We start from the raw sequence: 24,447 nt of genomic DNA, 5'->3' as shown, positions 1-24,447 counted from the left end.
CCCGCGTTGGGGTGCGAAGCGCCCCCACTCCAGCAAAACGCGGTGTACCTGATACGGCTCAGGGCCTGGTTTTGGGGCTGCTACGCAGCCCAACGCAGGACAAGCCTGCTGGCCACAGTTAACTGAAGGCAGGCCCGCTTCCCAGAGTGCAGTCAGCCGTGAACGCCCTGGCCAGTCAGCCTGTTGCGATCATGTGCGCCATCAAACCTCTGCAACGGCCCCTTCGGCACAATCCCGGTCGGATTGATCGTGCGATGGCTGGCATAGTAATGCCCCTTGATATGCGCAAAATCCACCGTCTCGGCCACCCCTGGCCACTGATACATCTCCCGTAGCCAGTTCGACAAATTCGCATAATCGGCAATCCGGCGCAGATTGCATTTGAAGTGACTGTAATACACCGCATCAAAGCGAATCAGCGTGGTAAACAAGCGCACATCCGCCTCGGTCAGGTACTCACCGGCCAGGTAGCGATGCGTGCCCAGGTGCTGTTCCAGAGAGTCCAGTTCGGCAAACACATCATCAAATGCACTTTCGTACGCCTGCTGCGATGTGGCAAAGCCCGCGCGGTACACGCCGTTGTTGACGGCCGGGTAGATGCGCTCGTTCAGGGCGTCGATGGTCGGGCGCAGGTGCTCGGGGTAAAAGTCCAGGGTGTTGCCGGTCAACGCGTTGAACGCGCTGTTGAACATGCGGATGATCTCCGCCGATTCATTGCTCACGATACGTTTGAGTTTTTTGTCCCATAGCACCGGCACGGTGACGCGCCCGGTGTAGTCGGCGGTGTCCGCGGTATAGCGTTGGTGCATAAACTGGAAATCATCCAGTGCGTCGCCGGTGGAGCCGTGGGCCTTGTCGAACGTCCAGCCGTTTTCCAGCATCAACCAGCTGACCACCGACACATCGATCAGGCTTTCCAGACCCTTGAGTTTGCGCAAGATCAGGGTGCGGTGCGCCCATGGGCACGCCAGCGACACGTAGAGGTGATAGCGTCCGGCCTCGGCCGCAAAGCCGCCTTCGCCGCTCGGGCCGGGCGCGCCGTCGGCGGTCACCCAATGACGGCGTTGTGCCTGTTCGCGTTGAAAAGCGCCATCTGCGCTACTTTCGTACCACTGGTCTTTCCAGTGTCCTTCGATCAGCAAACCCATGATTGGCTCCTTGGCTATTAAGCGTTGGAGCCCAGTCTAAAGGCGTGAGTTCGAACTAAAAGCGCAAATACCCGGCGACAATCATCGATTAAATCGATTTGTCCCGCGCTTCCCAGTACTGCCGAGCCCGTTCGAACGCCTGCTCCCGCGGCTGGCCAAGGCCGCGCAAGGCCAGGGCCATGGTCGCGATCAGCGCCAATTGCGGGTAGCTGTCCTCGACCTCGCCGCGCCATAGCGCCTTTAAATGCTCGGGTTCCAGGCTTGCCGGTTTGACGTGGCGCTGCGCGGAGAGGGCGGGCCATTCTTCGTCCCAGCTCTGGCCGCCCGTGGTGCCGTACAAGTGGCTGACGCTGTCGGGGTTGATCTCGATCTCGCCGCCGTCGCCCTTCACCACTATCACGTTATCGCCCAGCAGGCCGCTGGCATCGCGGTGCACGCCTTGATAACCAGGGTGGAAGATACTTTGCAGGCCGCAACGGGCCTTCAGCGGGTTGAGCAGGCGCGCCAGCGAGTGGATCGGTGAACGCAGGCCCAGGGTGTTGCGCAAGTCGATCATGCGTTGCAGCTGCGGCGCCCAGTCGCCCAGCGGGATAAACGCCAGGTTGCCGTGCTCATAAGCCGCCTCGACCTGTTGCCAGGTGCGGCACAGGGGTATTTGCAGGGTTTCAAGCAATTGTTCGGTGTACAGCCGACCGGCCGTGTGTGCGCCGCCGCCGTGCATCAGGATGCGCACGCCGTTCTGCGCCAGGCACTTGGCCGCCAGCAGGAACCACGGCAGGTGGCGCTTTTTGCCGGCATAGGTGGGCCAGTCGATGTCCACGTTCAGTGCGGGAGCATTCAGGCGCTCGCGCACGGCTTCGGTGAAGCCGGCGAGTTCTTCCGGGCTTTCTTCCTTGTGGCGCAGCAGCATGAGGAAGGCGCCGAGCTGGGTGTCTTCGACCTTTTCGTCGAGCAACATGCCCATGGCTTCGCGGGCTTCGGCGCGGGTTAGGTTGCGCGCACCGCGCTTGCCTTTGCCGAGGATGCGCACGAATGGCGCAAACGGGTGCTCTTCAGGCGTTGCGAGGGTAAGCGGGGCAAAGTCGGTCATAAGCAATTCGTCGGCCTGGGCAGGCCCGCCAGCTTGGCGGCGAGTTTGGCGGGAGTGCCGTTGAACAGTTTGTTGAGGTGCAGGCTGTTGCCCTTTTCCGGGCCCAGCTTCAAGGCGGTGTACTTGATCAGCGGGCGCGTGGCCGGGGACAGCTGGAACTCGGCATAAAAACCTCGCAGCAACTCGAGGATTTCCCAGTGCGCCGGCGTCAGTGCCAGGCCTTCGGCCGCGGCGAGGGCGTTGGCGACGTCCACCGACCAGTCGTTGAGGTCGACGAGGTAGCCGTCCTTGTCCAGTTCGAGGCAGCGTGCGCCTACGGTAAGGGTGTTCATAGCCAGGTGTTGACCTTGTCGTAGTCGACGCACAGCTGCACGAAGCCCGGGTAGTCGACGCTGTCGGCCCAGTCGGGCAATGGCAGGTTGCGTGCCTGGCTGTCTTCGGCCAGCACGAAGACTTTTACGCCTTTGCCTTGCAGGGCCGCGTTTTGCAGGCCGTAGGCGCCGTCGCCGCAGAGCAGGATCGCGTCCTCGGCGCCACAGATGCGCAGGCAGCTGTCGAGGCGGCTGTCGGTGAACGGGGAATGGGAGAGTACGTGGAGAGTCGACATCAGAGGGTTATCACCTGGTCGTAACGGTCGAGCAAATGGGCAATGGCGTCGCTGCCCAGGCCTTGAGCACTGGCCGGCGCATTCAGTCCGCGTACTTCCAGGCTATGGTTGCAGGCGAACACGTCGTCGATGCCGAACAGCTCCAGCGCTTGCAGGTTGGCGCCCAGATCCTTCTGCTGCACGGCTCTGGCGTTCTGGTCCGAGGCCAGCTGAAACACGCCGTCGTCCATGAACAGCAGGCCGATCGGCAGATCGAACGCGCCACCGGCCAGCACGATGTCCAGGGCTTCCCGTGCGCTGGGTCCGGACCACGGCGCCTGGCGGCTGATCACCAACAAGGATTTGGACATGTCACGGCCCTCCAAAGCAGATCAGGCGGTCGGCGTCCTGGATGGCGTCGTGCAATTGCCCCAGGCCCGACAATGCCCAGGGTGCATCCAGGTTCACCGCGCTGCGTTGATAACGCGCGGCCTCTTCGCTGTTGAGCACGCCACGGCGCAGGGCGGCGGCGATGCACACCACGCCATCGAGCTGATGCTGGCTGACAAATTCACGCCACTGACGCGTGATGTCTTGCTCATCCTGCGGCGTGACGATGTTGTTGGACGCGCTGTACACGCCATCCTGGTAGAAGAACAGCCGCACGATCTCGTGCCCGTCGGCCAATACCGCCTGGGCGAAGAGCAAGGCGCGGCGCGAGGAGGGCGCATGGGCGGCGCTATACAGTGCAATCGCGAACTTCATGGAACACTCGGCAAACAAACGTGGGCCCATGATAAAGCGGCTGCCGCGAAAAAGCCCGCCGTGATCAAAGCGGTGGGGTGATCGGCCGGGCGCTGTCGCAGGCAAGCCAGCCCCCACATTTGACTGCATTCACCGAGCCAAGCGTGGAAGAAGGCTTGCTCCCGATGAGGCCCTCATTCCACCCGGGTTTCCCCGCTGAACACCAACGTCTGTCGACACCGTCGACACAGATACCGCCGCCCCTGAGCCACCATGCCATGGCGCTGCGCGGAAAACGCAAAGTCGCTGTCGGCACACGGGCAGCGGTAAATGTAGCGGGTCACCTGGCGGCGCTTGACCGCGTAGGTGTGACAGCGATCCGGCGGCAGTTCATAAACGCCGCGCATGATCAGTTGCCATTCCTCGCCGTGGGGCTGGATACGCTCGCCAAACAGTTGGTGGGCAATCAGATGCGCCACTTCGTGGGCCACGGTCTGTTTCAGGAAATGCTGGGTGTTTTCGCGGTACAGCTGTGGATTGAAACGCAGCAGGTTCTCGTGCAAATGCGCGACACCGGCTTTCTGACCCCGCAGCTTGAGGCTGATTTGCGGGCGTTTGAAGCTTCGTTTGAAAAAGGATTCGGCTTGCAGGAAACAATCTTCGACGCGGGTATTGAGTGGCTCGGACATGCTGTATCTATCTCCAGAGCGGTCCAGTATGCCGCAAAGCGCAGTGTTTCCGAATCTGTCAGGCGCCGAATGGTCATCGCCCAGGATTTGAGGGCTTGGCGTGCGCATTGGAACTTCAGCGGTCTTATCGGTAAAATGCTGCGCTTTTCGTCACACATCTCCAGCGGATCCAAGCGCCATGGGCACTCTTACGGTCAACCAGAACAAATTGCAAAAACGCCTGCGTCGCCTGGCCGGTGAGGCGGTTGCCGATTTCAACATGATCGAGGACGGCGACAAGGTCATGGTCTGCCTCTCCGGCGGCAAAGACAGCTATACGATGCTCGATGTGTTGTTGCACCTGCAAAAGGTCGCGCCGATCAAGTTCGACATCGTCGCCGTCAACATGGACCAGAAACAGCCGGGCTTCCCCGAACATGTGCTGCCGGCCTACCTCAAGGCACTGGGCGTGGAGTACCACATCGTCGAGAAAGACACCTATTCGGTGGTCAAGGAACTGATTCCCGAAGGCAAGACCACCTGCTCGCTGTGCTCGCGCCTGCGACGCGGCACGCTCTACACCTTTGCCGACGAGATCGGCGCGACCAAGATGGCGCTGGGTCACCATCGCGACGATATCGTCGAAACCTTCTTTCTCAATATGTTCTTCAACGGCTCGCTCAAGGCCATGCCGCCCAAGCTGCGTGCCGATGACGGGCGCAACGTGGTGATCCGGCCGCTGGCGTATTGCAACGAAAAGGATATCCAGGCCTACTCCGACCTCAAGCAGTTTCCGATCATCCCGTGCAACCTGTGCGGCTCCCAGGAAAACCTGCAGCGCCAGGTGGTCAAGGAGATGCTGCTGGATTGGGAGCGCAAGACCCCGGGGCGTACCGAAAGCATCTTTCGCAGCCTGCAGAATGTGATCCCGTCGCAGTTGGCCGACCGCAACCTGTTCGATTTCACCAGCCTGCGTATCGACGAGAGCGCCGCCTCGCGCTTCGTCAATGTAGTGAACCTCTGAGTCTCTGCAACGCTCTGAAGGACGGCGCTCACGGGCGCCGTTTTCATTTCAATCCCCGGGAGAGGGCATGCGCGATTACAAGTGGCTGAACGAATATTGTCTGAACCGCTTCGGCTCGGCGGCCAAGCTGGAAGCCCACCTGCCAACGCCCAAAACGCCGGCGCAGCTGCGCAAGATCAGCGATGACCGCTACCTGTCGACCCTGGCGTTGCGGGTGTTTCGCGCAGGCTTGAAGCACAGCGTGGTGGACGCCAAGTGGCCGGCATTCGAACAGGTATTCTTCGGCTTCGACCCGGAGAAAGTGGTGCTGATGGGCGCCGAGCACTTGGAACGGCTGATGCAGGACACGCGCATCATCCGCCACCTGGGCAAGCTCAAGAGCGTGCCGCGCAACGCGCAGATGATTCTGGACATCGAGCAGGAAAAGGGCAGCTTCGGCGCATTTGTCGCCGACTGGCCGGTGACCGATATCGTCGGATTATGGAAGTACCTGAGCAAGCACGGCCACCAGTTGGGCGGGCTGTCGGCGCCGCGCTTTTTGCGCATGGTCGGCAAGGACACCTTTGTGCCCAGTGACGACGTGGTGGCGGCGCTGAATGCGCAGAAGATCGTCGACAGGGCCCCGACCAGCCTTCGCGATCTGGCGGCCGTGCAGGGTGCGTTCAACCAATGGCACGCCGAGAGCGTGCGGCCGATGTGTCAGTTGTCGATGATGCTGGCGTATACCGTCAATCATTGAGACCCACGGGAGCCCTTCGCGGGTCACCCAGCTCCCACATTTGGCATGCCTTGCAAAATGTGGGAGCGGGGTTGGCAGAACCTTAGCCTGGTTGGCCGTCCAACAGCCGGGCGGTGTTTGCCAGGCGCTGGCCCAAGGCGCGGCACAGGGCGGTTTCATGTTGATCGAGCGGGCGCTTGCCGTCCGCTCCGGCATGGTGGCTCGCGCCGTAGGGCGTGCCGCCGCCCTGTGTGTCGAGCAGCGCCTGTTCGCTGTAGGGCAGGCCGGTGATCAGCATGCCGTGGTGCAGCAACGGCAGCAGCATCGACATCAGTGTGGTTTCCTGGCCGCCATGCAGGCTGGCGGTGGAGGTGAACACCCCGGCCGGCTTGCCGACGAGGGCGCCGGTGAGCCACAGGTTGCTGGTGCCATCAAGAAAGTACTTGAGCGGCGCGGCCATGTTGCCAAAGCGCGTCGGGCTGCCCAGGGCCAGTGCCGAGCAGTTCTTCAGGTCGTCCAGGCTCGCATACAGCGCGCCTTCTTGCGGAATGCTCGGCGCCACGGCTTCGCACTCCGCGGAAATCGCCGGCACCGTGCGCAGGCGCGCTTCCAGCCCGCCTTGCTCGACGCCGCGGGCAATCTGCCGTGCCATCTCGCTCACCGAGCCATTGCGGCTGTAATACAGCACCAGCACATACGGCGTACTCACGGCAAAATCTCCAGTATCTTCTCGGGCGGGCGACCAATGACGGCCTTGTCGGCGGTTTCCAGGATCGGGCGTTCCATCAACTTTGGATGCTCGGCGATGGCGGCGATCACCTGGGCTTCGCTCAAGGTGGCGTCGGCCAGGTCGAGGGTCTTGTATTCGTCTTCACCGGTGCGCAGCAACTGGCGCGCAGTGATGCCGAGCTTGCCAAGCAACGCTGTCAGTTGCGCGGCGTTCAGAGGGGTTTCGAGGTAGCGCACCACGGTCGGGGCGAGGCCGCGGGCTTCGAGCAGTTCGAGCGCACCGCGGGATTTCGAGCAGCGCGGGTTGTGATAAAGCGTCAGATCGGTCATGTGCGGGTCGCATCTTGCGTAAGGTGGCGGGTATTCTACCCGCGTGGCGGCCCGTCCTTAAACCGTAAGAGGCAACCGGTCGCAGCCCACGTTCATTTTTGCGAAGGATTACTCCATGACAAGGCGACTGATCGGTGCATTGGCGATCATCACAACCCTGCTGCTCAGCGGCTGCGGCAACGACTACGGCGTCGACCAGTACGGCCAGAAAGTGGCGGCAGAGCGCCTGGACAAACAGTGGCTGGTGGTCAACTACTGGGCGGAATGGTGTGGCCCGTGCCGCACGGAAATCCCCGAGCTCAATGCGTTGTCTGAACAGCTCAAAGCCCAGAACGTCGGCGTGTTCGGGGTCAATTTCGACAATGTGCAAGGCGAGGAACTCAAGGCCGCCAGCGAGAAGCTGGGGATCAAGTTCACCGTATTGGCGCAGAGCCCCGAAGAACTCTTTGATATTCCGCGCAGCGAGGCGTTGCCGGTGACCTACATCATTGACGACAAGGGCAAGGTGCGCGAGCAGTTGATGGGCGAGCAGACGGCGGCGGGGGTGTTGGCCAAACTCAAGGCATTGCGCGGCTAAATGTGAGAGGGGGCTTGCTCCCGATAGCGGTGTATCAGTCAACCGATGTATGGACTGACACGCTGCTATCGGGAGCAAGCCCCTCCCTCATTGGGTATACGTCAACTCTGCGATCAGCCTTCCTCAAGCCACAGGCGAATCGGTTTGCCTTCGGCCGGCCAGAAGCGGGTCTGTTCGATGGGCGAGAGGTCCCAGCGTTGCACGCCTTGCAGGGCCTGGAAGAAGCGCTGTTCCTGCTCCATCAGGGCCGCGGCGCAGAGCTTGCGGGTGCTGCCGATTTTGCCGAAGCTGAGGGTGTTACCGTTGACGGTGTAGGGCGCAAACCAGTGGTTGCAGCCACCGTTGCCGTAAGCGCGGCCATCGGCGCCGAGGGTGACCGTCAGGTTCGCGTCATCCATCAGCGGCCGTTCACCGATCCATTCCACCACGTAGCTGTGATCCTGCTTGAGCGTGACCGTGTTACCGGCGCAACCGCTCAGGCCAGCTGCAAGGGCGACGAGCAGCAGGCCTCTCATTGTGCGGCCTGCTGGCATTTCGGGCAGCGGTGCCTGGCGCCATCGCTGGTCCAGCCCAACTCCTTGATACGCGCGTTGGCCGCCGGTTGCAGCGGCGCTTTGGTCAGTTTGGTTTCAACGGCAAATTCAAACTCCAGCACGCTGTCGCAGCTGTCGCAGTTGACCCTCCAGGTGTGAATCTCCAGCTCGCCGAATTGCGGCCCGTGGGCCATGGCAACCCACTGGCCGGCAGGGCGGATGGAGTAGCGTGCGTCCCCTTCGACGGTCAGTCGCATCGACAGGGTTTTACTGCCGCGCAGGGTGACGATCAGCACGTCGCCATGCTTGATCGAACCGCCGTTGCCGGTCACTTGGTAACGGCCCGGCACCAGGGCGCGGCATTCGATGAGGGTATGTTGCGGGCTCAGCAAGCTGAAGCGGAAATCGTGTTCGGCCATGGATCCTCCAAATAGGCGCGGCATCCTATCACGGGTGCCGGCCTATCATGAGCCCGGTATGTGACCGCTGATCAACAGGAGTCAGGCGCTTACTCGTGCCTCGCTGGCCAGCCGGGTGATGGCCATGTCCAGTTCATCCAGCGCCGCTGTGGCCTTGGCGTCGTCCTGCTTGAGCAAGGTTTCGGCGCGCTGGCAGGCGGCGCGCAGTTGCGGCACGCCGCAGTAGCGCGTGGCACCGTGCAGGCGGTGGACGCGTTCGATCAGGGCCTGATTGTCATTGGCTTCGCGGGCGACGGTGATGGCCAGGCGGTCGGCCTCCAGCGACGCCAGCAACATGGCGAGCATGTCGGCCGCCAGGTCGGTCTTGCCGGCGGCCAGGCGCAGGCCTTCCTCATGATCGAGCACTTGCAATTGCACGCCGTGGCCGAGGTTTTCGGTGACCCGCTCGGGCCCTTGGTTGCGCAGGGCCAGGCCGGTCCATTTCAATACCACCTGGGCCAGCTGCCGCTCGCTGATCGGCTTGGTCAGGTAGTCGTCCATGCCGCTCTGCAGCAGCGCGCGTTTTTCGTTGGCCATGGCGTGGGCCGTGAGCGCGACCACCGGCAGTGGCGTGCCGTGGCGTTCGCTTTCCCACTGGCGAATCGCCTCGGTGCTCTGGCGTCCGTCCATGCCCGGCATCTGCACATCCATCAACACCAGGTCGAAGGTTTCCTGCTTTACCGCATTGATCGCCGCGTAACCGCTGTCCACGGCCTGCACCTTGGCGCCCATGTCTTCGAGCAGGGTCTGCACCAGTAACAGGTTCGCCGGGTTATCGTCGACGCAAAGTACGCGCGGTGCACGGCTGGACAGCGGCTCGCCAGGCTCGGCGCGCGAGGGGCGCGGGCTGATCAGGTCGGCCAGGGCCCGGCGCAGTTTGCGCGTGCACGCAGGTTTGGCCTGCAACTGGCTGTTGGGGTTGGGCACCGACTGGTTGAACAGCATCTGTTCAGTGGTCGGGCACAGCACCAGTACTTTGCAACCCAGATGTTCGAGATCCCACAGGTGCTGGTTGAGGCGCTCGGGCGGAATGTCATTGGCGGTAATGCCAAGCACCGCGAGGTCGATGGCCTGTTCGGTCTGGTGAGCGCTGGTGATACCGTTGGTCAGGCTTTCCAGGGTATTGAACGGCGTCACTGCCAGACCGCAGTCTTCCAGCTGATGCTGCAAGGCCTGACGCGCCAGTTCGTGGTTTTCCATCACCGCAACGCGGCGGCCGAGCAGCGGCGCAGAGGGCAGGTCGTCGACATCGTCGCGGGTCTTGGGCAGGTTGAGACTGATCCAGAACTCCGAGCCTTCGCCCGGAGTGCTGTCGACGCCGATTTCGCCGCCCATCTGTTCGATCAGGCGCTTGGAAATCACCAACCCCAGGCCGGTGCCGCCGGGCTGGCGCGACAGCGAATTGTCGGCCTGGCTGAACGCCTGGAACAGCGCGCGCACATCCTGGCTCGACAGGCCGATGCCGGTGTCCTGCACGCTGATGCGCAGCTGTACGCTGTCTTCCTGTTCGTCCTCGATCATTGCGCGGGCAACGATGGTGCCTTCACGGGTGAACTTGATCGCGTTGCTGATGAGGTTGGTCAGGATCTGCTTGAGGCGCAGCGGGTCGCCGACCAGCGCGAGCGGGGTGTCGCGGTACACCAGGCTGACCAGTTCCAACTGCTTGGCATGGGCGGCGGGGGCGAGGATGGTGAGGGTGTCCTGCAGCAGGTCGCGCAGGTTGAAGGGGACGCTGTCGAGCACCAGCTTGCCGGCTTCGATCTTCGAGAAATCAAGGATCTCGTTGATGATGCCCAACAAGTTGTCGGCGGATTTTTCGATGGTGCCCAGATAATCCAGCTGGCGCGGCGACAGTTCGCTTTTTTGCAGCAGGTGGGTGAAGCCCAGAATACCGTTGAGCGGGGTGCGGATCTCATGGCTCATATTGGCCAGGAACTCGGACTTGATACGGCTGGCTTCCAAAGCCTCTTTGCGGGCCAGGTCCAGTTCGATGTTCTGGATTTCGATGGTTTCCAGGTTTTGGCGTACGTCTTCGGTGGCCTGATCGATGCTGTGTTGCAGTTCTTCGCGGGCGTTCTGCAGCGTTTCGGCCATGCGGTTGATGCCCGATGCGAGCTGGTCCAACTCCTGGCTGCCCAGCGGTGGCAGGCGGGTTTCCAGGTTGCCGTCCTTGAGCTGGGCCACGGCTTGCTTGATCTGGCCGATCGGCGCGTTGATGGTGCGGCTGATGCGCAGGGCCAGCGCTGCGGTAAAGATCAGGCCGACAGCGATCAACAGGAGGCTGGCGAACAGGCTGCGGTAGCCGCGCAGCAACATGCCGTTGTGCGACAGTTCCACCTCTACCCAGCCCAGCAGGCGGTCGGCTTCATCGGGGATCAGCTCGCCGGCCAGGTTGCGATGACGGCCGAACACCGGCAGCAGATAGCGCGTGGCGTCATTGCCGGTGCGCTGCAGCAGGTGCGAATTATTGCCGGTCGGCGGCGGGTTAAGCATGGTCGGGCCGGCATGGGCCAGGGGCGTGCGGTCCGGTGCGAGGAACGACACGGTGCGCACGTCCGTCTGCTCGAGGGATTGGGTGGCGATGCGTTCCAGCAGGTCAGCGTTCTTGCTGCTCAGTGCGGGCGCCACCAGCGGTGCCAGTTGTTCGGCGATCATTTCGCCGCGTTGCAGCAGTTGGGTCTGCAACTCCGAGAGCTGCATCCAGGTGAAATACCCGCCCAGTAACAATGCCATCAGGCTGGTCGGCAATAAGGTCAGCAACAGTACGCGGCCTTTAATTCCCATTCTTCTAAGCACGCCACTTCTCCTGCTACCACTGATATCAATCTTCCACGCGGGCATCCGGCCCGCGCCACCTGCGCAGTGTAGCCATTTGCGCGGCCTGGAATCCTGAAAATTAATGGTGTCGAGCAGGTGCGGCGTGTCGGCGGGTCAGCGGCGGCGCAGTTTGCGGCGCTTCCATTGGCGCGCGACCCACCAGCGCCAGTAGCCCATGGTCAGGCAATAAGCGAGGGCGCCAAGCACCAGGCCCAGCACCACCGAACCGAGCAGGAACGGCTGCCACAGCGTGCTCAGCTGACCGCTGATCCATTCCCAGGTGAGGTGGTCGGGCAGGCTGCGCGGCGGCACGTTCATCAGCCAGGCGCCGGTCATGTAGGTGCACACGAACACCACCGGCATGGTGATCGGGTTGGTCAGCCACACCAGGCTGACGGCGATGGGCATGTTGCCCCGCACCACGATGGCCAGCACCGCCGCCAATAACATCTGCAAGGGAATTGGAATGAAGGCCGCGAACAGACCCACGGCCATGGCCCGCGCCACCGAGTGCCGGTTCAGGTGCCAAAGGTTCGGGTCATGCAGCAAGGTCCCAAGAAACTGTAATGACTTGTGTTCCCTGATACTGCTGGGGTCAGGCATGTACCGTTTGAATAAGCGCCGGGGCATAAGGGGTCCAGGTCAGTTCGAGGGGCAAGTATGCCCGCATTCTATAAACAGAAAATTCAGACTTTGTGACAAAACATCATGGGCACCGTCCGCCGCCCGGCTATGACTGAGTGGGTCACTTGAAAAGGATGACTCATGAAGACAGGGATGTTCGCCTTGGCGCTGGGGTTGCTGGCCCTGCGTTTTCTACCGGCATTGCCGGCGACGGGATGGCTGCTGGCCATGTCGGTGTTGGCCTTGATGCTGTTGCCGTTTCGCACCTTCGCGCTGGCCTTTTTTCTGTTCGGTGTGAGTTGGGCGTGCATCAGCGCGCAATGGGCGTTGGATGACCGTTTAACCTCAGCCCTGGACGGCCAGACACGCTGGCTGGAGGGACGGGTGGTCGGGTTGCCACAGCAAACATCCAGCGGCGTGCGCTTCGAGCTGGCCGACAGCCGGTCACGCAATGCCCGTTTGCCCAGGCGCATCCGGGTGTCCTGGCATGGTGGACCGGCGGTGCATAGCGGCGAGCGCTGGCGGTTGGCCGTGACCCTGAAGCGACCGTCCGGGCTGCTCAACGTTCATGGGTTCGATCACGAAGCCTGGCTGTTGGCGCAGCGTATCGGCGCGACCGGTACGGTAAAGGACGGCGAGCGCCTGACGCCGGCCCGCAACGCCTGGCGCGATGCGCTGCGCCAGCGCCTGATGGCGGTGGATGCTCAGGGCCGCGAAGCGGGATTGGCCGCGCTGGTGCTGGGTGACGGCTCCGGGCTGGCGGACGAAGACTGGCAAGTGTTGCAGGACACCGGCACCGTGCACCTGCTGGTGATCTCCGGCCAGCACGTAGGCTTGTTGGCGGGGTTGATCTATGGGTTGATCGCGTTGCTGGCGCGTTATGGTTGCTGGCCCGCCACCTGGCCGTGGTTGCCCTGGGCCTGTGGGCTGGCGTTTGTTGCAGCACTGGGTTACGGCCTGCTGGCAGGGTTCGGCGTGCCAGTGCAGCGGGCCTGCGTCATGGTGGGCCTGGTGTTGCTGTGGCGCTTGCGCTTTCGCCATCTGGGTGCCTGGTGGCCGTTGCTGCTGGCACTCAACGGGGTGCTGGTGCTGGAGCCGTTGGCCAGTCTGCAGCCCGGATTCTGGTTATCGTTCGGTGCCGTTGCCGTTTTGATACTGGCCTTTGGCGGGCGATTGGGCCCCTGGAGCCTTTGGCAGGCCTGGACGCGCCCGCAGTGGTTAATCGCCATCGGTCTTTTCCCCTTGTTGTTGATACTGGGTTTGCCGATCAGCCTGAGTGCTCCCTTTGCCAATCTGATTGCTGTTCCGTGGATCAGTCTTGTGGTGTTGCCGTTGGCATTGTTGGGGACTGTCCTGCTGGCGGTGCCGTTGGTGGGGGAGGTCGTGCTGTGGTTGGCGGGCGGCGCACTGGACCTGTTGTTCCAGGGTCTTGCGTTGCTGGCCGGGTACCTGCCGGCGTGGATACCGGCTGAAGTGCCTTTGGGGTATTGGCTGGTGAGTCTGGCCGGCGCGGTGATCGTGCTGCTGCCCGGCGGCGTGCCTTTTCGGCTGCTGGGCTGGCCGATGCTGTTGCTGGCGGTGTTTCCACCGCGCGAGCCGGTGCCCCATGGACGGGCCGAGGTTTTGCAGTTGGATGTTGGGCAGGGGCAGGCGATTGTCCTGCGTACCCGTCATCACACCCTGCTTTACGATGCCGGCCCCCGTTCGCGGGCCGCAGATCTGGGCGCGCGGGTGGTGTTGCCGTCGCTGAAAAAACTCGGTATCGCGTCACTGGATTTGATGCTGATCAGCCACGCCGATGCCGACCATGCCGGTGGGGCGGCCGCAGTGGCGCGAGGGCTGCCGGTCAAGCGCGTGGTGGGCGGTGAAACCGACGGCCTGCCCGGGTTTCTCGGCACTCAACCGTGTCTCAGTGGCGAACGCTGGGAGTGGGACGGCGTGTCATTCGAGCTGTGGCAATGGCCTGGCGCCGTCGACGGCAATCCGAAGTCCTGCGTGTTGCAGGTACAGGCCAACGGCGAACGGTTGCTGCTCACCGGCGATATCGATCGCGCCGCCGAGCGTGCACTGCTCGACTCGCCGCTGGCGCAACGCACCGACTGGCTGCAGGTCCCCCACCATGGCAGCCGCAGTTCGTCGTCCCGGCCTTTTGTGCAGCAGTTGGCACCCACGTCGGTGCTGATCTCCCGTGGGCGCGGCAATGCATTCGGTCATCCTCATGCCCAGGTCATGGAGCGTTACCGGGTTTTGGGCAGCCGGGTGTATGACAGCGCCGAGCACGGTGCGGTGCGCCTGCAATTGGGGGCTTTCCAGCCGGCGCAGGTTGCACGCGCGCAACGCCGGTTCTGGCGTGAACCGTTACGCTGATCCGCCATCCAACCCACTCAAGGGCTGCGACGGGCGGGCCCGTCGCCGACGAGCCCCGTGACCGAACCTATATGGTAAAGTGGCGCACTTTTTCGAGGGGACATTCACTGTGTGGGAATTGGTCAAATCCGGTGGTTGGATGATGTTGCCGATCATCTTGAGTTCCATCGCCGCACTCGGCATCGTTGCCGAACGTCTGTGGACCCTGCGTGCCAGTCGGGTGACCCCCGAGCATCTGCTGGGGCAGGTGTGGGGCTGGATCAAGAACAAGCAGCTCGACAAACAGAAGCTCAAGGAACTGCGCGCCAATTCGCCCTTGGGAGAAATCCTCGCGGCGGGCCTGGCCAACTCCAAGCATGGTCGCGAGATCATGAAAGAATGCATCGAAGAGGCCGCCGCCCGCGTCATTCATGAGCTGGAGCGCTACATCAATGCGCTCGGCACCATCGCCGCGATGGCGCCGTTGCTCGGCTTGCTCGGCACCGTGCTGGGCATGATCGATATCTTCAGCTCGTTCATGGGGTCGGGCATGACCACCAACGCGGCGGTGTTGGCCGGCGGTATCTCCAAAGCCTTGATCACCACCGCAGCGGGCCTGATGGTGGGTATTCCCTCGGTGTTCTTCCACCGTTTCCTGCAACGGCGCATCGATGAGCTGGTGGTGGGCATGGAGCAGGAAGCCATCAAGCTGGTAGAAGTGGTGCAGGGCGACCGTGACGTGGACCTGGTTGAGGACAAGGTGTGAAATTTCGCCGCAAGCGACGGGAAAATGTCGATATCAACCTCGCGTCGCTGATCGACGTGGTGTTTATCCTGCTGCTGTTTTTTGTCGTGACCACCACCTTCACCCGGCAGACCGCGCTGCGTGTCGACCTGCCCGAGGCGGTGAGCGGCTCGCCGGCCGAGGACCAGCAGGTCAAGCAACTGGACATCGCCATCAGCGCTGACGGCGTGTTCACCGTGAACAACCAGTTGTTGGAGAAAAACGACCTCAACAGCCTGATGGATGCGTTGCAGAAGGAGTCTGGCGGCGACACCAAAATGCCGCTGTCCATCAGTGCCGATGGCAAGGCCCAGCACCAGGCCGTGATCACTGCGATGGACGCCGCCGGCAAGCTGGGCTTCAGCCATTTACGCATGAGCACTGTCGAGGCGGCGGGGCAACCCTGATGGCAATCTCCGACCGTCTGCTCCAGGCCTGGTACGCGGGCCATCCGGCCCTTGCACTGCTGACGCCGTTGGAGTGTCTGTATCGTCGGGTGGTGCAGCGCAAGCGCGCGCGCTTCGTGGCGGGAGAGGGCGAGATCTATAAAGCGCCCGTGCCGCTGGTGGTGGTGGGCAATATCACCGTGGGCGGTACCGGCAAGACGCCGTTGATTCTGTGGTTGATCGAACACTGCCGTCGCGCCGGTCTGCGCGTGGGCGTGGTCAGTCGTGGTTACGGCGCCAAACCGCCGCAACTGCCCTGGCGGGTCGAGGCCGACCAGAGTGCCACCGTGGCCGGCGATGAGCCGTTGCTGATCGTGCAGCGCAGCGGTGTGCCGCTGATGATCGACCCCGACCGCAGCCGTGCGGTAAAAGCCTTGCTGGAAAGCGAACCGCTGGACCTGATTCTGTCTGACGACGGCCTGCAGCATTACCGCCTGGCCCGTGATCTTGAACTGGTGTTGATCGATGCCGCCCGTGGCCTGGGTAACCGCCGTTGCCTGCCTGCCGGGCCACTGCGCGAGCCGGTGGAGCGTCTGCAGAGTGTCGATGCGCTGTTGTATAACGGCGCAGGTGCCGATCGCGAAGACGGTTTTGCCTTTCGCCTGCAGCCCACCGCACTGATCAACCTGTACAGCGGCGAGCGCAGGCCGGTTGACCATTTTCCGGCGGGGCAGGCCGTGCATGCGGTCGCCGGTATAGGCAACCCGCAACGTTTCTTCACTACCCTTGAAACGCTACACTGGCAGCCCATACCCCATGGGTTTGCCGACCACGCGCACTACAGCGCCGAGGTCTTGAGTTTTACTCCGTCGTTGCCACTGGTGATGACCGAGAAGGACGCGGTGAAGTGCCGCGCCTTTGCACAGCCCGACTGGTGGTACCTTGCGGTGGATGCGCTGCCGTCGCCGGCGTTTATCGCCTGGTTCGACACGCAGCTGACGCGCCTGCTGCCCGCACGTCCCTTGCCCTAATACGCTTCTTTCCAGGAAACCTTCATGGACACCAAACTGCTCGACATCCTCGCTTGCCCGATCTGCAAAGGCCCGCTCAAGCTCAGCGCCGACAAAACCGAGTTGATCAGCAAAGGCGCCGGTCTGGCTTACCCGATCCGCGACGGTATCCCGGTGATGCTGGAAAGCGAAGCCCGCACCCTGACCACCGACGAGCGTCTGGATAAATGACCACCGCCTTTACCGTTGTCATTCCCTCGCGCTACGCATCGACCCGCTTGCCGGGCAAGCCGCTGCAAATGATCGGCAGCAAGCCGATGATTCAGCTGGTGTGGGAACAAGCGTGCAAAAGCAGCGCGGAACGCGTGGTGGTGGCTACCGACGACGCACGCATCGTCGAAGCCTGCCAGGGGTTTGGCGCCGAGGCGGTGCTGACCCGCGAAGACCATAACTCCGGGACCGACCGCCTGGCTGAAGTGGCCACGCAACTGGGCCTGGCGCACGACGCCATCGTGGTCAACGTGCAAGGTGACGAGCCGTTGATTCCACCGAGCGTGATCGATCAGGTCGCCGCCAATCTGGCCGCCCATGGCGAAGCGCGCATGGCGACCCTGGCCGAACCGATCGAAGACGTGGAAACCCTGTTCAACCCGAACGTGGTCAAGGTGGTCAGCGACCTCAATGGCTTGGCGCTGACATTCAGCCGTTCGACCTTGCCCTGGGCGCGTGATGCCTTTGCCCAACATCCCGATTTGTTGCCCAAAGGCGTGCCGTACCGCCGTCACATCGGCATTTATGCCTACCGCGCCGGGTTCCTGCACGACTTCGTCAGCTGGGGCCCATGCTGGCTGGAAAACACCGAGTCCCTGGAGCAGCTGCGGGCCCTTTGGCACGGCGTGCGCATCCATGTCGGCGATGCACTCGAAGCGCCTCCTGCCGGTGTCGACACCCAGGAAGACCTCGATCGCGTTCGTCGCCTGCTGGGGGCCTGATGGAGGTTTTGTTTGTCTGCCTGGGCAATATCTGTCGCTCGCCCACGGCTGAAGGCGTGCTGCGCCATAAATTGCGCGAAGCGGGGCTGGCGGGTCAGGTCGACGTGGCCTCCGCCGGCACCGGTGAATGGCATGTCGGCAACCCGCCCGACCAGCGCAGCCAGCGTGCAGCGCTGATGCGCGGTTATGACTTGTCGTCCCAGCGCGCCCAGCAGGTCAGCCGCGCTGACTTCGCGCGCTACGACCTGATCCTTGCGATGGACCACAGTAACCTGCGTCACCTCAAGACGATGCATTTGGGGCAGGGCAAGGCGGAGCTGGATCTGTTCCTGCGCCGCTTCGATGCCGAGGTGGACGAAGTGCCAGACCCGTACTACGAAGGCGAACAAGGCTTTGACAGGGTGCTGGACCTGATCGAGCGTGCCTGTGATTTATTGGTGATCGAATTGAAGGGGCGGTTATGACCTTGCAGGTGCGGGCGCAGGTCTCGCTCAAGCCCTTCAACAGTTTTGGCATCGATGTGCGCGCCCAACTGTTCGCCGAGGCCCATGGCGATGCCGATGTGCGTGAAGCGCTGACCTATGCGGCTGCGCAGGCGCTGCCGTTGCTGGTGATCGGCGGTGGCAGCAATCTGCTGCTGACCCAGGACATTCCCGCCCTGGTATTGCGCATGGCAACCCGTGGCATTCGGGTGTTGCAGGACGACGACAACCGCGTAGTGGTCGAGGCCGAAGCCGGTGAACCCTGGCATCCATTTGTGCTGTGGACGCTGGAGCACGGTTTCTGTGGTCTGGAAAACCTCAGCCTGATCCCCGGCACTGTCGGTGCGGCGCCGATGCAGAACATCGGTGCCTATGGGGTGGAGATCAAGGATGTGTTCGCCGGCCTCACCGCTCTGGATCGCCAGACCGGCGAGTTGCGCGATTTCAGCCTGGAGGAGTGCCAGTTCGGCTACCGTGACAGTCTTTTCAAGCAACACATAGGACGCTGGTTGATCCTGCGCGTGCGCTTTGCCCTGAGCCGCACCCGTCACTTGAAACTCGACTACGGCCCGGTGCAACAGCGCCTGACGGCGCAGGGCATCACCGATGCCACGCCGAGTGACGTCAGCCGCGCGATCTGCAGCATTCGCCGCGAGAAGCTGCCGGACCCGGCAGAACTGGGCAATGCTGGCAGCTTCTTCAAAAACCCGCTGGTGTCCGAGGCACTCGCAGCCGAGCTGAAAAGCCAGTACCCGGATTTGGTGGCCTATCCCCAGGCCGGCGGGCAACTGAAACTCGCCGCCGGCTGGCTGATCGACAAGGCCGGCTGGAAGGGTTTTCGAGATGGAGACGCCGGCGTGCATACCCTGCAGGCATTGGTGCTGGTCAACTACGGCGGCGCCACCGGGCAGGATATTGCCAACCTCGCGCGGCGTATCCAGCAGGACATCGCTCGGCGTTTCAAGGTTGAGTTGGAGATGGAACCCAACCAATATTGAATCTCGCGCAATAAAAAATGCCCCGTATCTTTCGATACGGGGCATTTTTGTTTGCGGCAATGAATCAGTCGTCGCGGCTCATGATGCCGAAGATCTGCAACAGGCTGATAAACAGATTGTAGATCGACACATACAGGCTGACGGTCGCCATGATGTAGTTGCGCTCGCCGCCATGGATGATCGCGCTGGTCTGGAACAGGATGCACACCGACGAGAACAGTACGAAACCTGCGCTGATCGCCAGTTGCAGGCCGCTGATCTGGAAGAACATGCCTGCAACCACCGCCGCCAGCAAGACAAAGAAGCCTGCGGTGATGAAGCCGCCGAGGAAACTCATGTCCTTGCGGGTAATCAGCACATAGGCCGACAAGCCGCCAAACACCAGTGCCGTCATGGCAAACGCCGAACTGACCACTTCGGCGCCGCCGGCCATGCCCAGGTAACGGTTGAGGATCGGGCCGAGGATAAAGCCCATGAAACCGGTCAAGGCAAACGCCGACACCAGGCCCCAAGCCGAGTCACGCAGCTTGTTGGTCAGGAAGAACAGACCGTAGAAGCCGATCAGTACAACAAAGATATTCGGGTAGCCGACGCGCATCTGCTGAGCCATGAACGCCATCACACCGCTGAAGGCGAGGGTCAGGGCGAGCAAGCCGTAGGTGTTGCGCAACACGCGGCTGACTTCAAGCTGCTCAGCCTGGGCGTTGCCATTCACTGCGTAATTCTGTTCGCGCATGGCGACACTCCTGTGGTTTTGAAACGTTCAGTCGCAAAGATCATAACAGACGCTCTGTAACAAGCGATGGCGAGAGTTTGACAGTGTGTTTCATTCGGGTATTATGGCGCCCGCTGAGACGGGAAGGGCTACTATAATCCCGTGATGCACAAGGGAAATTGGCAGAGTGGTTGAATGCACCGGTCTTGAAAACCGGCGAACGTTAATAGCGTTCCCAGGGTTCTTATCTAAGGCTATCTCCAGTTGCACCTTGCAGTACCGCTTCATCGCGTCATCGGAATACACGGGAAATTGGCAGAGTGGTTGAATGCACCGGTCTTGAAAACCGGCGAACGTTAATAGCGTTCCCAGGGTTCGAATCCCTGGTTTCCCGCCGCGAACTCAACAAAATCAAGGGCTTAGGTTAATCCTAGGCCCTTTTTTTATGGCTTTTTGCACTGATCTCTCGTAAGGAGCTTCTCTCCCTTGCGACACCTTCATAAAGGCGCAACAACCTAGATGCGCCTTATGACGCGTGATCCGTTCTCAGAGAGAAAGATCCTAGCAATTGCAGCTTTCCGACGTCTCTCTGATATCCGCTCCCCTACATTCCTTGCACACAGCGGTGACGGGTGGGTCTACGATGTGCGCGCGCGTCCTCATCCTAATCCTTAGGAAATCATAAAAACTGCTCAGTCAGCGGATGTCTGAGATCTTTCATCGGGCATTCGCAAGCTAATCGTTTATAGGTGGGTGCCAATGTTGTGCGAACGTGATACCTCACCTGGCCGGGAAGGTCTGTGCTGCGAACCCTCCGAGTCTATAGCTCACCCTTGGTCATCATGATCGAAAGCTGGCTTGCTTACTCAATGCTGAACGATTCAGCTATGCGAAGCCACTTGGGTCGAATCTGGACGTCCCAAGCATCGGGCGCACTGCAGAAGTGCAGCATTGCATGATTGATCATGGCTTTGAGCCCAAAAACAAAATCATGCTGGTTTGCCAGACTTACCCACAAGTGACGGGCTGTTCGTCGACAACGCCGTCGAGTTGATACAGATAGAGAGCGGAGTGAAGAGGGGGCTTGTTCGTGAGAGATAAATATCTTCCTAAGTGAACGACGTGATAACTCATCAGCCCAGCTACCCTTTACTACATCGATTTAACCGATACCACTTCCACGTACTTGTACTTCTTCCTCGCAGCCTTCACAGCCTCCTGCTCAGCAAGCAAAGAGCTCAACGTATCGGCCTCGTGAATCAACTCGATCATTTTCCCCTCAAAGTCGTTTCCGACACGTAACGTGACCCTCAGCCTGGGCGTGAATGCTTTCGCGACCTTCTTCTTGGCTGTTGGAGCGACAACGGGTTTCGCGAGCACAACTTCTTCCACACGCTCATTTACTAGAGGAGCAGATATCTGCTCTTCGGGCTGAGGCGTACCGAAAAGGGCACGACGCATTTCTTCTTCAGTTAAATCAGAGTTCATAGAACATCTCAAAGGGGACGGTAATCAGCTTGACGAATTCTACTAGCATGGCTGCTCCAGCGTGTCGGAAACGTGTTTGACTGCTGTGAATTCGCGTTACGTGCTTACAACGTCTCAGCGTGGTGATGGGCGTGCAAGCTTTTGTCGAGTTTTAAGGTTATCAGGCGGTCAGTACCATCGCTCGCTGCATCTACTGCAGTAGAACCGTGGCTATACTGGCTGCCGAGAGTTATGACGCTCGGGGGATTTATGTCCAACACGGCTTTGAAGGTGGGCGAGGTGATCTCTATCGCATCAAGGATCTATTAAGGATTCCAATGCCGATCCCTCCTTATCGGGCGATGTTTTGTGGCCTCGACGTGCCGACGCACATGCCTTCGGTTCATGCCTAGTGTCCAGTGCACAGAGATCGAAGCCGTCACTGCGGATGTAACCTGCGCGCCTCATTGTAATGGGCAGCAGTCGCTCAGCGGAGTGGTTCGCGAGCTTTGCGAAAGGCCAAGTGCGCCATATCATGCGGTCTCGTTCAACCAGGGGCTAATGGAATGGCAATACGACTAAGGCAAGCATGCGTGACTGATATCCCAGCGATCTACCGAGGAGAGGAAAGCTATATTCGGTGTTGGGAGCCAGAGCATGAAATTACCTGGCGGTTGCAATTGGAGCGACACCTGACGCGCTGGGTGGAAAATTTTGAACGGCTTACAATTGCTCTCATGGGCGATGACTTCGCTGGATACTCGCTGTGGGCCCCGTATCAAAACCACGCAGAACTTAGCACTATTCACGTAGTGGCAGAGCATAGACGTAGCGGCGTAGGAATGGCGCTTCTGGAGGCGTATGCGCTGGACGCGGCAGCACAGGGATTTACTCAATTGCGTTTAAGTGTACGGCCTGAAAACCCTGCGAAATTTATGTACCAGAAAGCGGGTTTTCTGCACACCGGGACGGAGGCACATGGATACCTCAGGTATGAGCGCCACGCTTGATGGTCACGTCAGTGACGCCCCAGAAGCCGGTAGCCATCCGGGGCATATGATGGTGTTGAGTTCAGGCATATACAGGCGGAAGCCGGGTTGCAACTTGCCCCCAGCATCTTGTGATCTCTTTAATAATGCCGCTGTCACCCAATTTGTTCGTAGAGACCTCACTTACTGAAAGATGCTCTAACAGCCACTCATCTGTCCATCCCGCCCATTCACCTGCAATGGATTTAAGGTTTCCCTCAAGTACAGGGAAAACTTCAGCCCAAAGGATGCTGTGAATTTCTCGGGGCGAATAACCTGTTTCTAGGACTACACGAGCGACATAGTCAAAAGTCGAGTCAGTGATCTCAGTATCGAGAAAGAACTCTGAAAGTGCCTGCCAAATCTTCAGGCGGTTTGCGTCGACGTTTTCCATGCATACCCGAAGCTTGGACGGCACCCAGCGGCCAGAGGAAATAGTAGCATAAAGCGTTCAGACAGATATTCTCCGCCAAGAAGGGCCGTTTTCGACCCAAAGCAATCGCCTACTCGCAGGCGACCGCGTTCGGCAAGGATGTGACCATTCAAAAGTTCGGGAACAATCTTCCGACCTTGTTCAGCCCCACAAGCCGAATGAATCCCAGCGGGCTGACAGGCTCGGACAGGTAAGTACCGTCCCTCGGATTCATCGCGATTGTCTGCTCACCATTCCACCAAAGCAGATCTCCGTTGTCAGAAATACTCCATAGTATGTAGCTGGACAGATCAAGGCTGTGCCAGCGCTCGGATTTTATGAATTCCCAGCCAGTGTTCTGCTTGCGCAGATTGAGGTTCGGGTTGTCTGAATCGCCCAGAATGGAAAAAAAACCATAGGGACGAGCCCCGAAGTCCTGAAGCACCGCCTCCAGTTCAGCCTTGACCTTAGGCATATCCAAAATTTTTCCTTTTTAAGCTCTCAATCTGATGCCGCAATATAGCTAATGAGGGTGCCCTTTGGTAATTCTCGTTGGTACAGGCGAAGGACATCAGGCAGTTGCTGCCGAATCAATGGTTACAGATCTAGCTTATGCGATCTATTGTTCCGCTGTGAAACGCGTGTAAACGACACTGGTAGGTGAGGGAAATGGGTATCCGTCTAGAAATTTTAGCGCTTGAGCGGCTGTTGCTAGAGCCAGAAACGAGAAAGAATGACGGGCTGCTTAAACAGCTGCTTTCCGACGACTTCGTTGAGTTTGGAGCTGTCGGCAAAAGCTGGACGAAAGCGGAGGTCATCGCTGCACTCACATCACAGATTTTTGTTAAAAGAACAATCGTGGATTTCAGTCTGCGTGTGCTTGCAGATGGTGTCGTGTTAGCAACGTACCTATGCCGTCACCAAAAAGCTAATGGCGACGAATCTTTATCACTGCGTAGCTCCATTTGGAAAACCTACGAAAATGGTTGGCACATGGTGTTTCACCAAGGTACGAGGTCTCCGACTAGATGTTGGTACTAGCGCCGATGAGCATGAGGCGGTGCGTCACACAGCGATAATGACCGTCAACGCGGACACAAATATCCGCATCGACCAGACTCGGAAGGTATGTTCGCCGGCCCCTGACCTTCCAACGGTGATTAGGACGTGTGCTCGAGCCCCCGCTTTACAGGGTGGGGTCATACAAGTTGAGCGCTGCATCCCACTGCATTTCATGATCTTCGACTGCAACATTCCATTCGCAACCAGGCACCGAGATACGAATCTCCGATAAGCACTGACACCAATGTTGTACGCCAACCCATGATGCATTTTGTTGGTTATCAAGGAGCTTAGTGGAGCCCGAGAGCACTAGACCCTTCTTTAGAAAACGACTCGGTTCCAGATTTGTTGAATAGTCAAATGACTCCCAATTAAGGCCCACGCCAAGGGAGAGGAATCGTTCTATTTGATCGTTTACACAGTACCGTCGAACAACCTTCTGAATAGCTGCGATCTCGTTCGAGCTGAGCGGAGCTTTCAGCCGAGCAGCGTAATAGATTGATATTGCCAAAATGTCCTCTCAGAGACGGTAGTCGTTATTGGGATGAAGGATGCCGAGCTTGCCTCCGTTCGACTACGCAAGGTGTTAGCCTGTAGTGGTCTAATGAAACCGGACACCCATTTAGGCGAGAATGCTCGCCAGATCGAGGTGTCAGATGACCAAACAACGCCGCTCCTTTACTCCTGAATTCAAACGCGAGGCTGCCGACCTCGTGCTC

Annotated in this window: 30 protein-coding genes and 1 tRNA gene; 14 read left to right on the top strand and 17 right to left on the bottom strand. The window is 60.3% G+C overall.

The genetic code is table 11. From position 1 onward, the window contains the following. Positions 1 to 152 precede the first annotated feature (152 nt). The 7 genes from TU75_RS15485 to TU75_RS15455 form a co-directional block, all read right to left on the bottom strand. On the bottom strand, positions 153 to 1,148 hold the full coding sequence (locus TU75_RS15485; protein WP_060549437.1) for a glutathione S-transferase family protein: 996 nt from the start codon (positions 1,146 to 1,148) through the stop codon (positions 153 to 155). A gap of 88 nt (positions 1,149 to 1,236) precedes the next feature. Next, positions 1,237 to 2,238, bottom strand: a complete 1,002-nt coding sequence (locus TU75_RS15480) for a glycosyl transferase family protein (protein WP_060549436.1) — start codon at positions 2,236 to 2,238, stop codon at positions 1,237 to 1,239. Further along, positions 2,235 to 2,570, bottom strand: a complete 336-nt coding sequence (locus tag TU75_RS15475) for a TusE/DsrC/DsvC family sulfur relay protein (protein WP_003232128.1) — start codon at positions 2,568 to 2,570, stop codon at positions 2,235 to 2,237. The genes TU75_RS15480 and TU75_RS15475 overlap by 4 nt, the downstream gene beginning before the upstream one ends. After that, positions 2,567 to 2,845, bottom strand: a complete 279-nt coding sequence (tusB, locus tag TU75_RS15470; protein WP_060549435.1) for a sulfurtransferase complex subunit TusB — start codon at positions 2,843 to 2,845, stop codon at positions 2,567 to 2,569. Before tusB ends, TU75_RS15475 begins: the two co-directional genes overlap by 4 nt. After that, complete coding sequence (gene tusC / locus TU75_RS15465; RefSeq protein ID WP_015372400.1) at positions 2,845 to 3,195, bottom strand: sulfurtransferase complex subunit TusC; 351 nt, start codon at positions 3,193 to 3,195, stop codon at positions 2,845 to 2,847. The genes tusB and tusC overlap by 1 nt, the downstream gene beginning before the upstream one ends. A gap of 1 nt (position 3,196) precedes the next feature. Next, positions 3,197 to 3,589: a sulfurtransferase complex subunit TusD gene (tusD, locus tag TU75_RS15460; RefSeq protein ID WP_060549499.1), complete on the bottom strand. Its 393-nt coding sequence runs from the start codon at positions 3,587 to 3,589 to the stop codon at positions 3,197 to 3,199. 173 nt (positions 3,590 to 3,762) lie between these two features. After that, a complete protein-coding gene (locus tag TU75_RS15455) occupies positions 3,763 to 4,257 on the bottom strand; it encodes a SprT family zinc-dependent metalloprotease (protein ID WP_003232136.1) in 495 nt (164 codons plus the stop codon). 178 nt (positions 4,258 to 4,435) lie between these two features. On the opposite strand from TU75_RS15455, the gene ttcA reads away from it, so the two are divergent. Together ttcA and TU75_RS15445 are read left to right on the top strand one after the other, a co-directional pair. Beyond that, positions 4,436 to 5,260: a tRNA 2-thiocytidine(32) synthetase TtcA gene (gene ttcA / locus TU75_RS15450; RefSeq protein ID WP_003232138.1), complete on the top strand. Its 825-nt coding sequence runs from the start codon at positions 4,436 to 4,438 to the stop codon at positions 5,258 to 5,260. 67 nt (positions 5,261 to 5,327) lie between these two features. Continuing rightward, positions 5,328 to 5,999 (top strand): DNA-3-methyladenine glycosylase I, encoded by a 672-nt coding sequence (locus TU75_RS15445; protein WP_060549434.1) that lies wholly within the window; start codon positions 5,328 to 5,330, stop codon positions 5,997 to 5,999. A gap of 82 nt (positions 6,000 to 6,081) precedes the next feature. Here TU75_RS15445 and wrbA read toward each other — a convergent pair whose 3' ends face one another. Then, on the bottom strand, positions 6,082 to 6,687 hold the full coding sequence (gene wrbA / locus TU75_RS15440) for an NAD(P)H:quinone oxidoreductase (protein WP_060549433.1): 606 nt from the start codon (positions 6,685 to 6,687) through the stop codon (positions 6,082 to 6,084). Beyond that, complete coding sequence (gene arsC / locus TU75_RS15435; protein ID WP_015372395.1) at positions 6,684 to 7,037, bottom strand: arsenate reductase (glutaredoxin); 354 nt, start codon at positions 7,035 to 7,037, stop codon at positions 6,684 to 6,686. The genes wrbA and arsC overlap by 4 nt, the downstream gene beginning before the upstream one ends. A gap of 115 nt (positions 7,038 to 7,152) precedes the next feature. Between arsC and TU75_RS15430 the strand changes: the two genes are divergently transcribed. Further along, a complete protein-coding gene (locus TU75_RS15430; protein WP_060549432.1) occupies positions 7,153 to 7,614 on the top strand; it encodes a TlpA disulfide reductase family protein in 462 nt (153 codons plus the stop codon). A gap of 113 nt (positions 7,615 to 7,727) precedes the next feature. On the opposite strand, the gene TU75_RS15425 is transcribed toward TU75_RS15430, so the two are convergent. From TU75_RS15425 to TU75_RS15410, 4 genes are all read right to left on the bottom strand, one after another. Next, entirely contained in the window at positions 7,728 to 8,129 is a 402-nt protein-coding gene (locus tag TU75_RS15425) for an META domain-containing protein (RefSeq protein ID WP_060549431.1), read from the bottom strand. Continuing rightward, the gene (locus TU75_RS15420; RefSeq protein WP_060549430.1) at positions 8,126 to 8,566 is read right to left on the bottom strand and encodes a hypothetical protein; all 441 of its coding nucleotides are present in this window, start codon (positions 8,564 to 8,566) and stop codon (positions 8,126 to 8,128) included. Before TU75_RS15420 ends, TU75_RS15425 begins: the two co-directional genes overlap by 4 nt. An 81-nt stretch (positions 8,567 to 8,647) precedes the next feature. After that, complete coding sequence (locus TU75_RS15415; RefSeq protein ID WP_003232151.1) at positions 8,648 to 11,401, bottom strand: response regulator; 2,754 nt, start codon at positions 11,399 to 11,401, stop codon at positions 8,648 to 8,650. A gap of 135 nt (positions 11,402 to 11,536) precedes the next feature. Next, positions 11,537 to 12,052, bottom strand: coding sequence for a DUF2062 domain-containing protein (locus TU75_RS15410; RefSeq protein ID WP_003232152.1), 516 nt, complete (start codon positions 12,050 to 12,052; stop codon positions 11,537 to 11,539). A gap of 135 nt (positions 12,053 to 12,187) precedes the next feature. Between TU75_RS15410 and TU75_RS15405 the strand changes: the two genes are divergently transcribed. The 8 genes from TU75_RS15405 (at position 12,188) to murB (ending at position 19,044) form a co-directional block, all read left to right on the top strand. Further along, positions 12,188 to 14,413 carry a DNA internalization-related competence protein ComEC/Rec2 gene (locus tag TU75_RS15405; RefSeq protein WP_231981940.1) on the top strand — a complete coding sequence of 742 codons (2,226 nt, stop codon included), beginning with the start codon at positions 12,188 to 12,190 and terminating at the stop codon, positions 14,411 to 14,413. A 109-nt stretch (positions 14,414 to 14,522) separates the two neighbouring features. After that, positions 14,523 to 15,158, top strand: coding sequence for a MotA/TolQ/ExbB proton channel family protein (locus TU75_RS15400; protein ID WP_015372391.1), 636 nt, complete (start codon positions 14,523 to 14,525; stop codon positions 15,156 to 15,158). Continuing rightward, on the top strand, positions 15,155 to 15,583 hold the full coding sequence (locus TU75_RS15395; RefSeq protein WP_003232159.1) for an ExbD/TolR family protein: 429 nt from the start codon (positions 15,155 to 15,157) through the stop codon (positions 15,581 to 15,583). The genes TU75_RS15400 and TU75_RS15395 overlap by 4 nt, the downstream gene beginning before the upstream one ends. Beyond that, the gene (lpxK, locus tag TU75_RS15390; RefSeq protein WP_060549428.1) at positions 15,583 to 16,593 is read left to right on the top strand and encodes a tetraacyldisaccharide 4'-kinase; all 1,011 of its coding nucleotides are present in this window, start codon (positions 15,583 to 15,585) and stop codon (positions 16,591 to 16,593) included. Before TU75_RS15395 ends, lpxK begins: the two co-directional genes overlap by 1 nt. 24 nt (positions 16,594 to 16,617) lie before the next feature. Next, positions 16,618 to 16,803, top strand: coding sequence for a Trm112 family protein (locus TU75_RS15385; RefSeq protein ID WP_003174668.1), 186 nt, complete (start codon positions 16,618 to 16,620; stop codon positions 16,801 to 16,803). Continuing rightward, the gene (gene kdsB / locus TU75_RS15380; protein ID WP_060549427.1) at positions 16,800 to 17,564 is read left to right on the top strand and encodes a 3-deoxy-manno-octulosonate cytidylyltransferase; all 765 of its coding nucleotides are present in this window, start codon (positions 16,800 to 16,802) and stop codon (positions 17,562 to 17,564) included. The genes TU75_RS15385 and kdsB overlap by 4 nt, the downstream gene beginning before the upstream one ends. Then, positions 17,564 to 18,028 carry a low molecular weight protein-tyrosine-phosphatase gene (locus TU75_RS15375; RefSeq protein WP_060549426.1) on the top strand — a complete coding sequence of 155 codons (465 nt, stop codon included), beginning with the start codon at positions 17,564 to 17,566 and terminating at the stop codon, positions 18,026 to 18,028. Before kdsB ends, TU75_RS15375 begins: the two co-directional genes overlap by 1 nt. Continuing rightward, positions 18,025 to 19,044, top strand: a complete 1,020-nt coding sequence (gene murB / locus TU75_RS15370; RefSeq protein WP_060549425.1) for a UDP-N-acetylmuramate dehydrogenase — start codon at positions 18,025 to 18,027, stop codon at positions 19,042 to 19,044. Before TU75_RS15375 ends, murB begins: the two co-directional genes overlap by 4 nt. Positions 19,045 to 19,108: 64 nt before the next feature. On the opposite strand, the gene TU75_RS15365 is transcribed toward murB, so the two are convergent. Continuing rightward, the gene (locus TU75_RS15365; protein WP_003232168.1) at positions 19,109 to 19,780 is read right to left on the bottom strand and encodes a Bax inhibitor-1/YccA family protein; all 672 of its coding nucleotides are present in this window, start codon (positions 19,778 to 19,780) and stop codon (positions 19,109 to 19,111) included. A 285-nt stretch (positions 19,781 to 20,065) separates the two neighbouring features. On the opposite strand from TU75_RS15365, the gene TU75_RS15360 reads away from it, so the two are divergent. After that, positions 20,066 to 20,153 (top strand) — tRNA-Ser (locus TU75_RS15360). Positions 20,154 to 20,911: 758 nt separating this feature from the next. Here the strand turns inward: TU75_RS15360 and TU75_RS15355 are convergent. Further along, positions 20,912 to 21,247, bottom strand: coding sequence for a hypothetical protein (locus TU75_RS15355; RefSeq protein WP_060549424.1), 336 nt, complete (start codon positions 21,245 to 21,247; stop codon positions 20,912 to 20,914). A gap of 572 nt (positions 21,248 to 21,819) precedes the next feature. Between TU75_RS15355 and TU75_RS15350 the strand changes: the two genes are divergently transcribed. Continuing rightward, positions 21,820 to 22,236, top strand: a complete 417-nt coding sequence (locus tag TU75_RS15350; protein ID WP_231981942.1) for a GNAT family N-acetyltransferase — start codon at positions 21,820 to 21,822, stop codon at positions 22,234 to 22,236. 61 nt (positions 22,237 to 22,297) lie between these two features. On the opposite strand, the gene TU75_RS26680 is transcribed toward TU75_RS15350, so the two are convergent. Together TU75_RS26680 and TU75_RS15345 are read right to left on the bottom strand one after the other, a co-directional pair. Further along, positions 22,298 to 22,648, bottom strand: coding sequence for a DUF7079 family protein (locus tag TU75_RS26680; RefSeq protein WP_073637113.1), 351 nt, complete (start codon positions 22,646 to 22,648; stop codon positions 22,298 to 22,300). A 148-nt stretch (positions 22,649 to 22,796) separates the two neighbouring features. Beyond that, a complete protein-coding gene (locus tag TU75_RS15345) occupies positions 22,797 to 23,141 on the bottom strand; it encodes a hypothetical protein (protein WP_060549422.1) in 345 nt (114 codons plus the stop codon). A gap of 194 nt (positions 23,142 to 23,335) precedes the next feature. Here TU75_RS15345 and TU75_RS15340 point away from each other — a divergent pair, with 194 nt between their 5' ends. Further along, the gene (locus tag TU75_RS15340) at positions 23,336 to 23,707 is read left to right on the top strand and encodes a nuclear transport factor 2 family protein (protein ID WP_060549421.1); all 372 of its coding nucleotides are present in this window, start codon (positions 23,336 to 23,338) and stop codon (positions 23,705 to 23,707) included. Positions 23,708 to 24,447 lie beyond the last annotated feature (740 nt).

The sequence above is a fragment of the Pseudomonas poae genome (genome assembly GCF_001439785.1).
In the GTDB taxonomy this organism is placed as follows: domain Bacteria; phylum Pseudomonadota; class Gammaproteobacteria; order Pseudomonadales; family Pseudomonadaceae; genus Aquipseudomonas; species Aquipseudomonas poae.
This window is presented reverse-complemented; position numbering and strand designations above follow the sequence as displayed.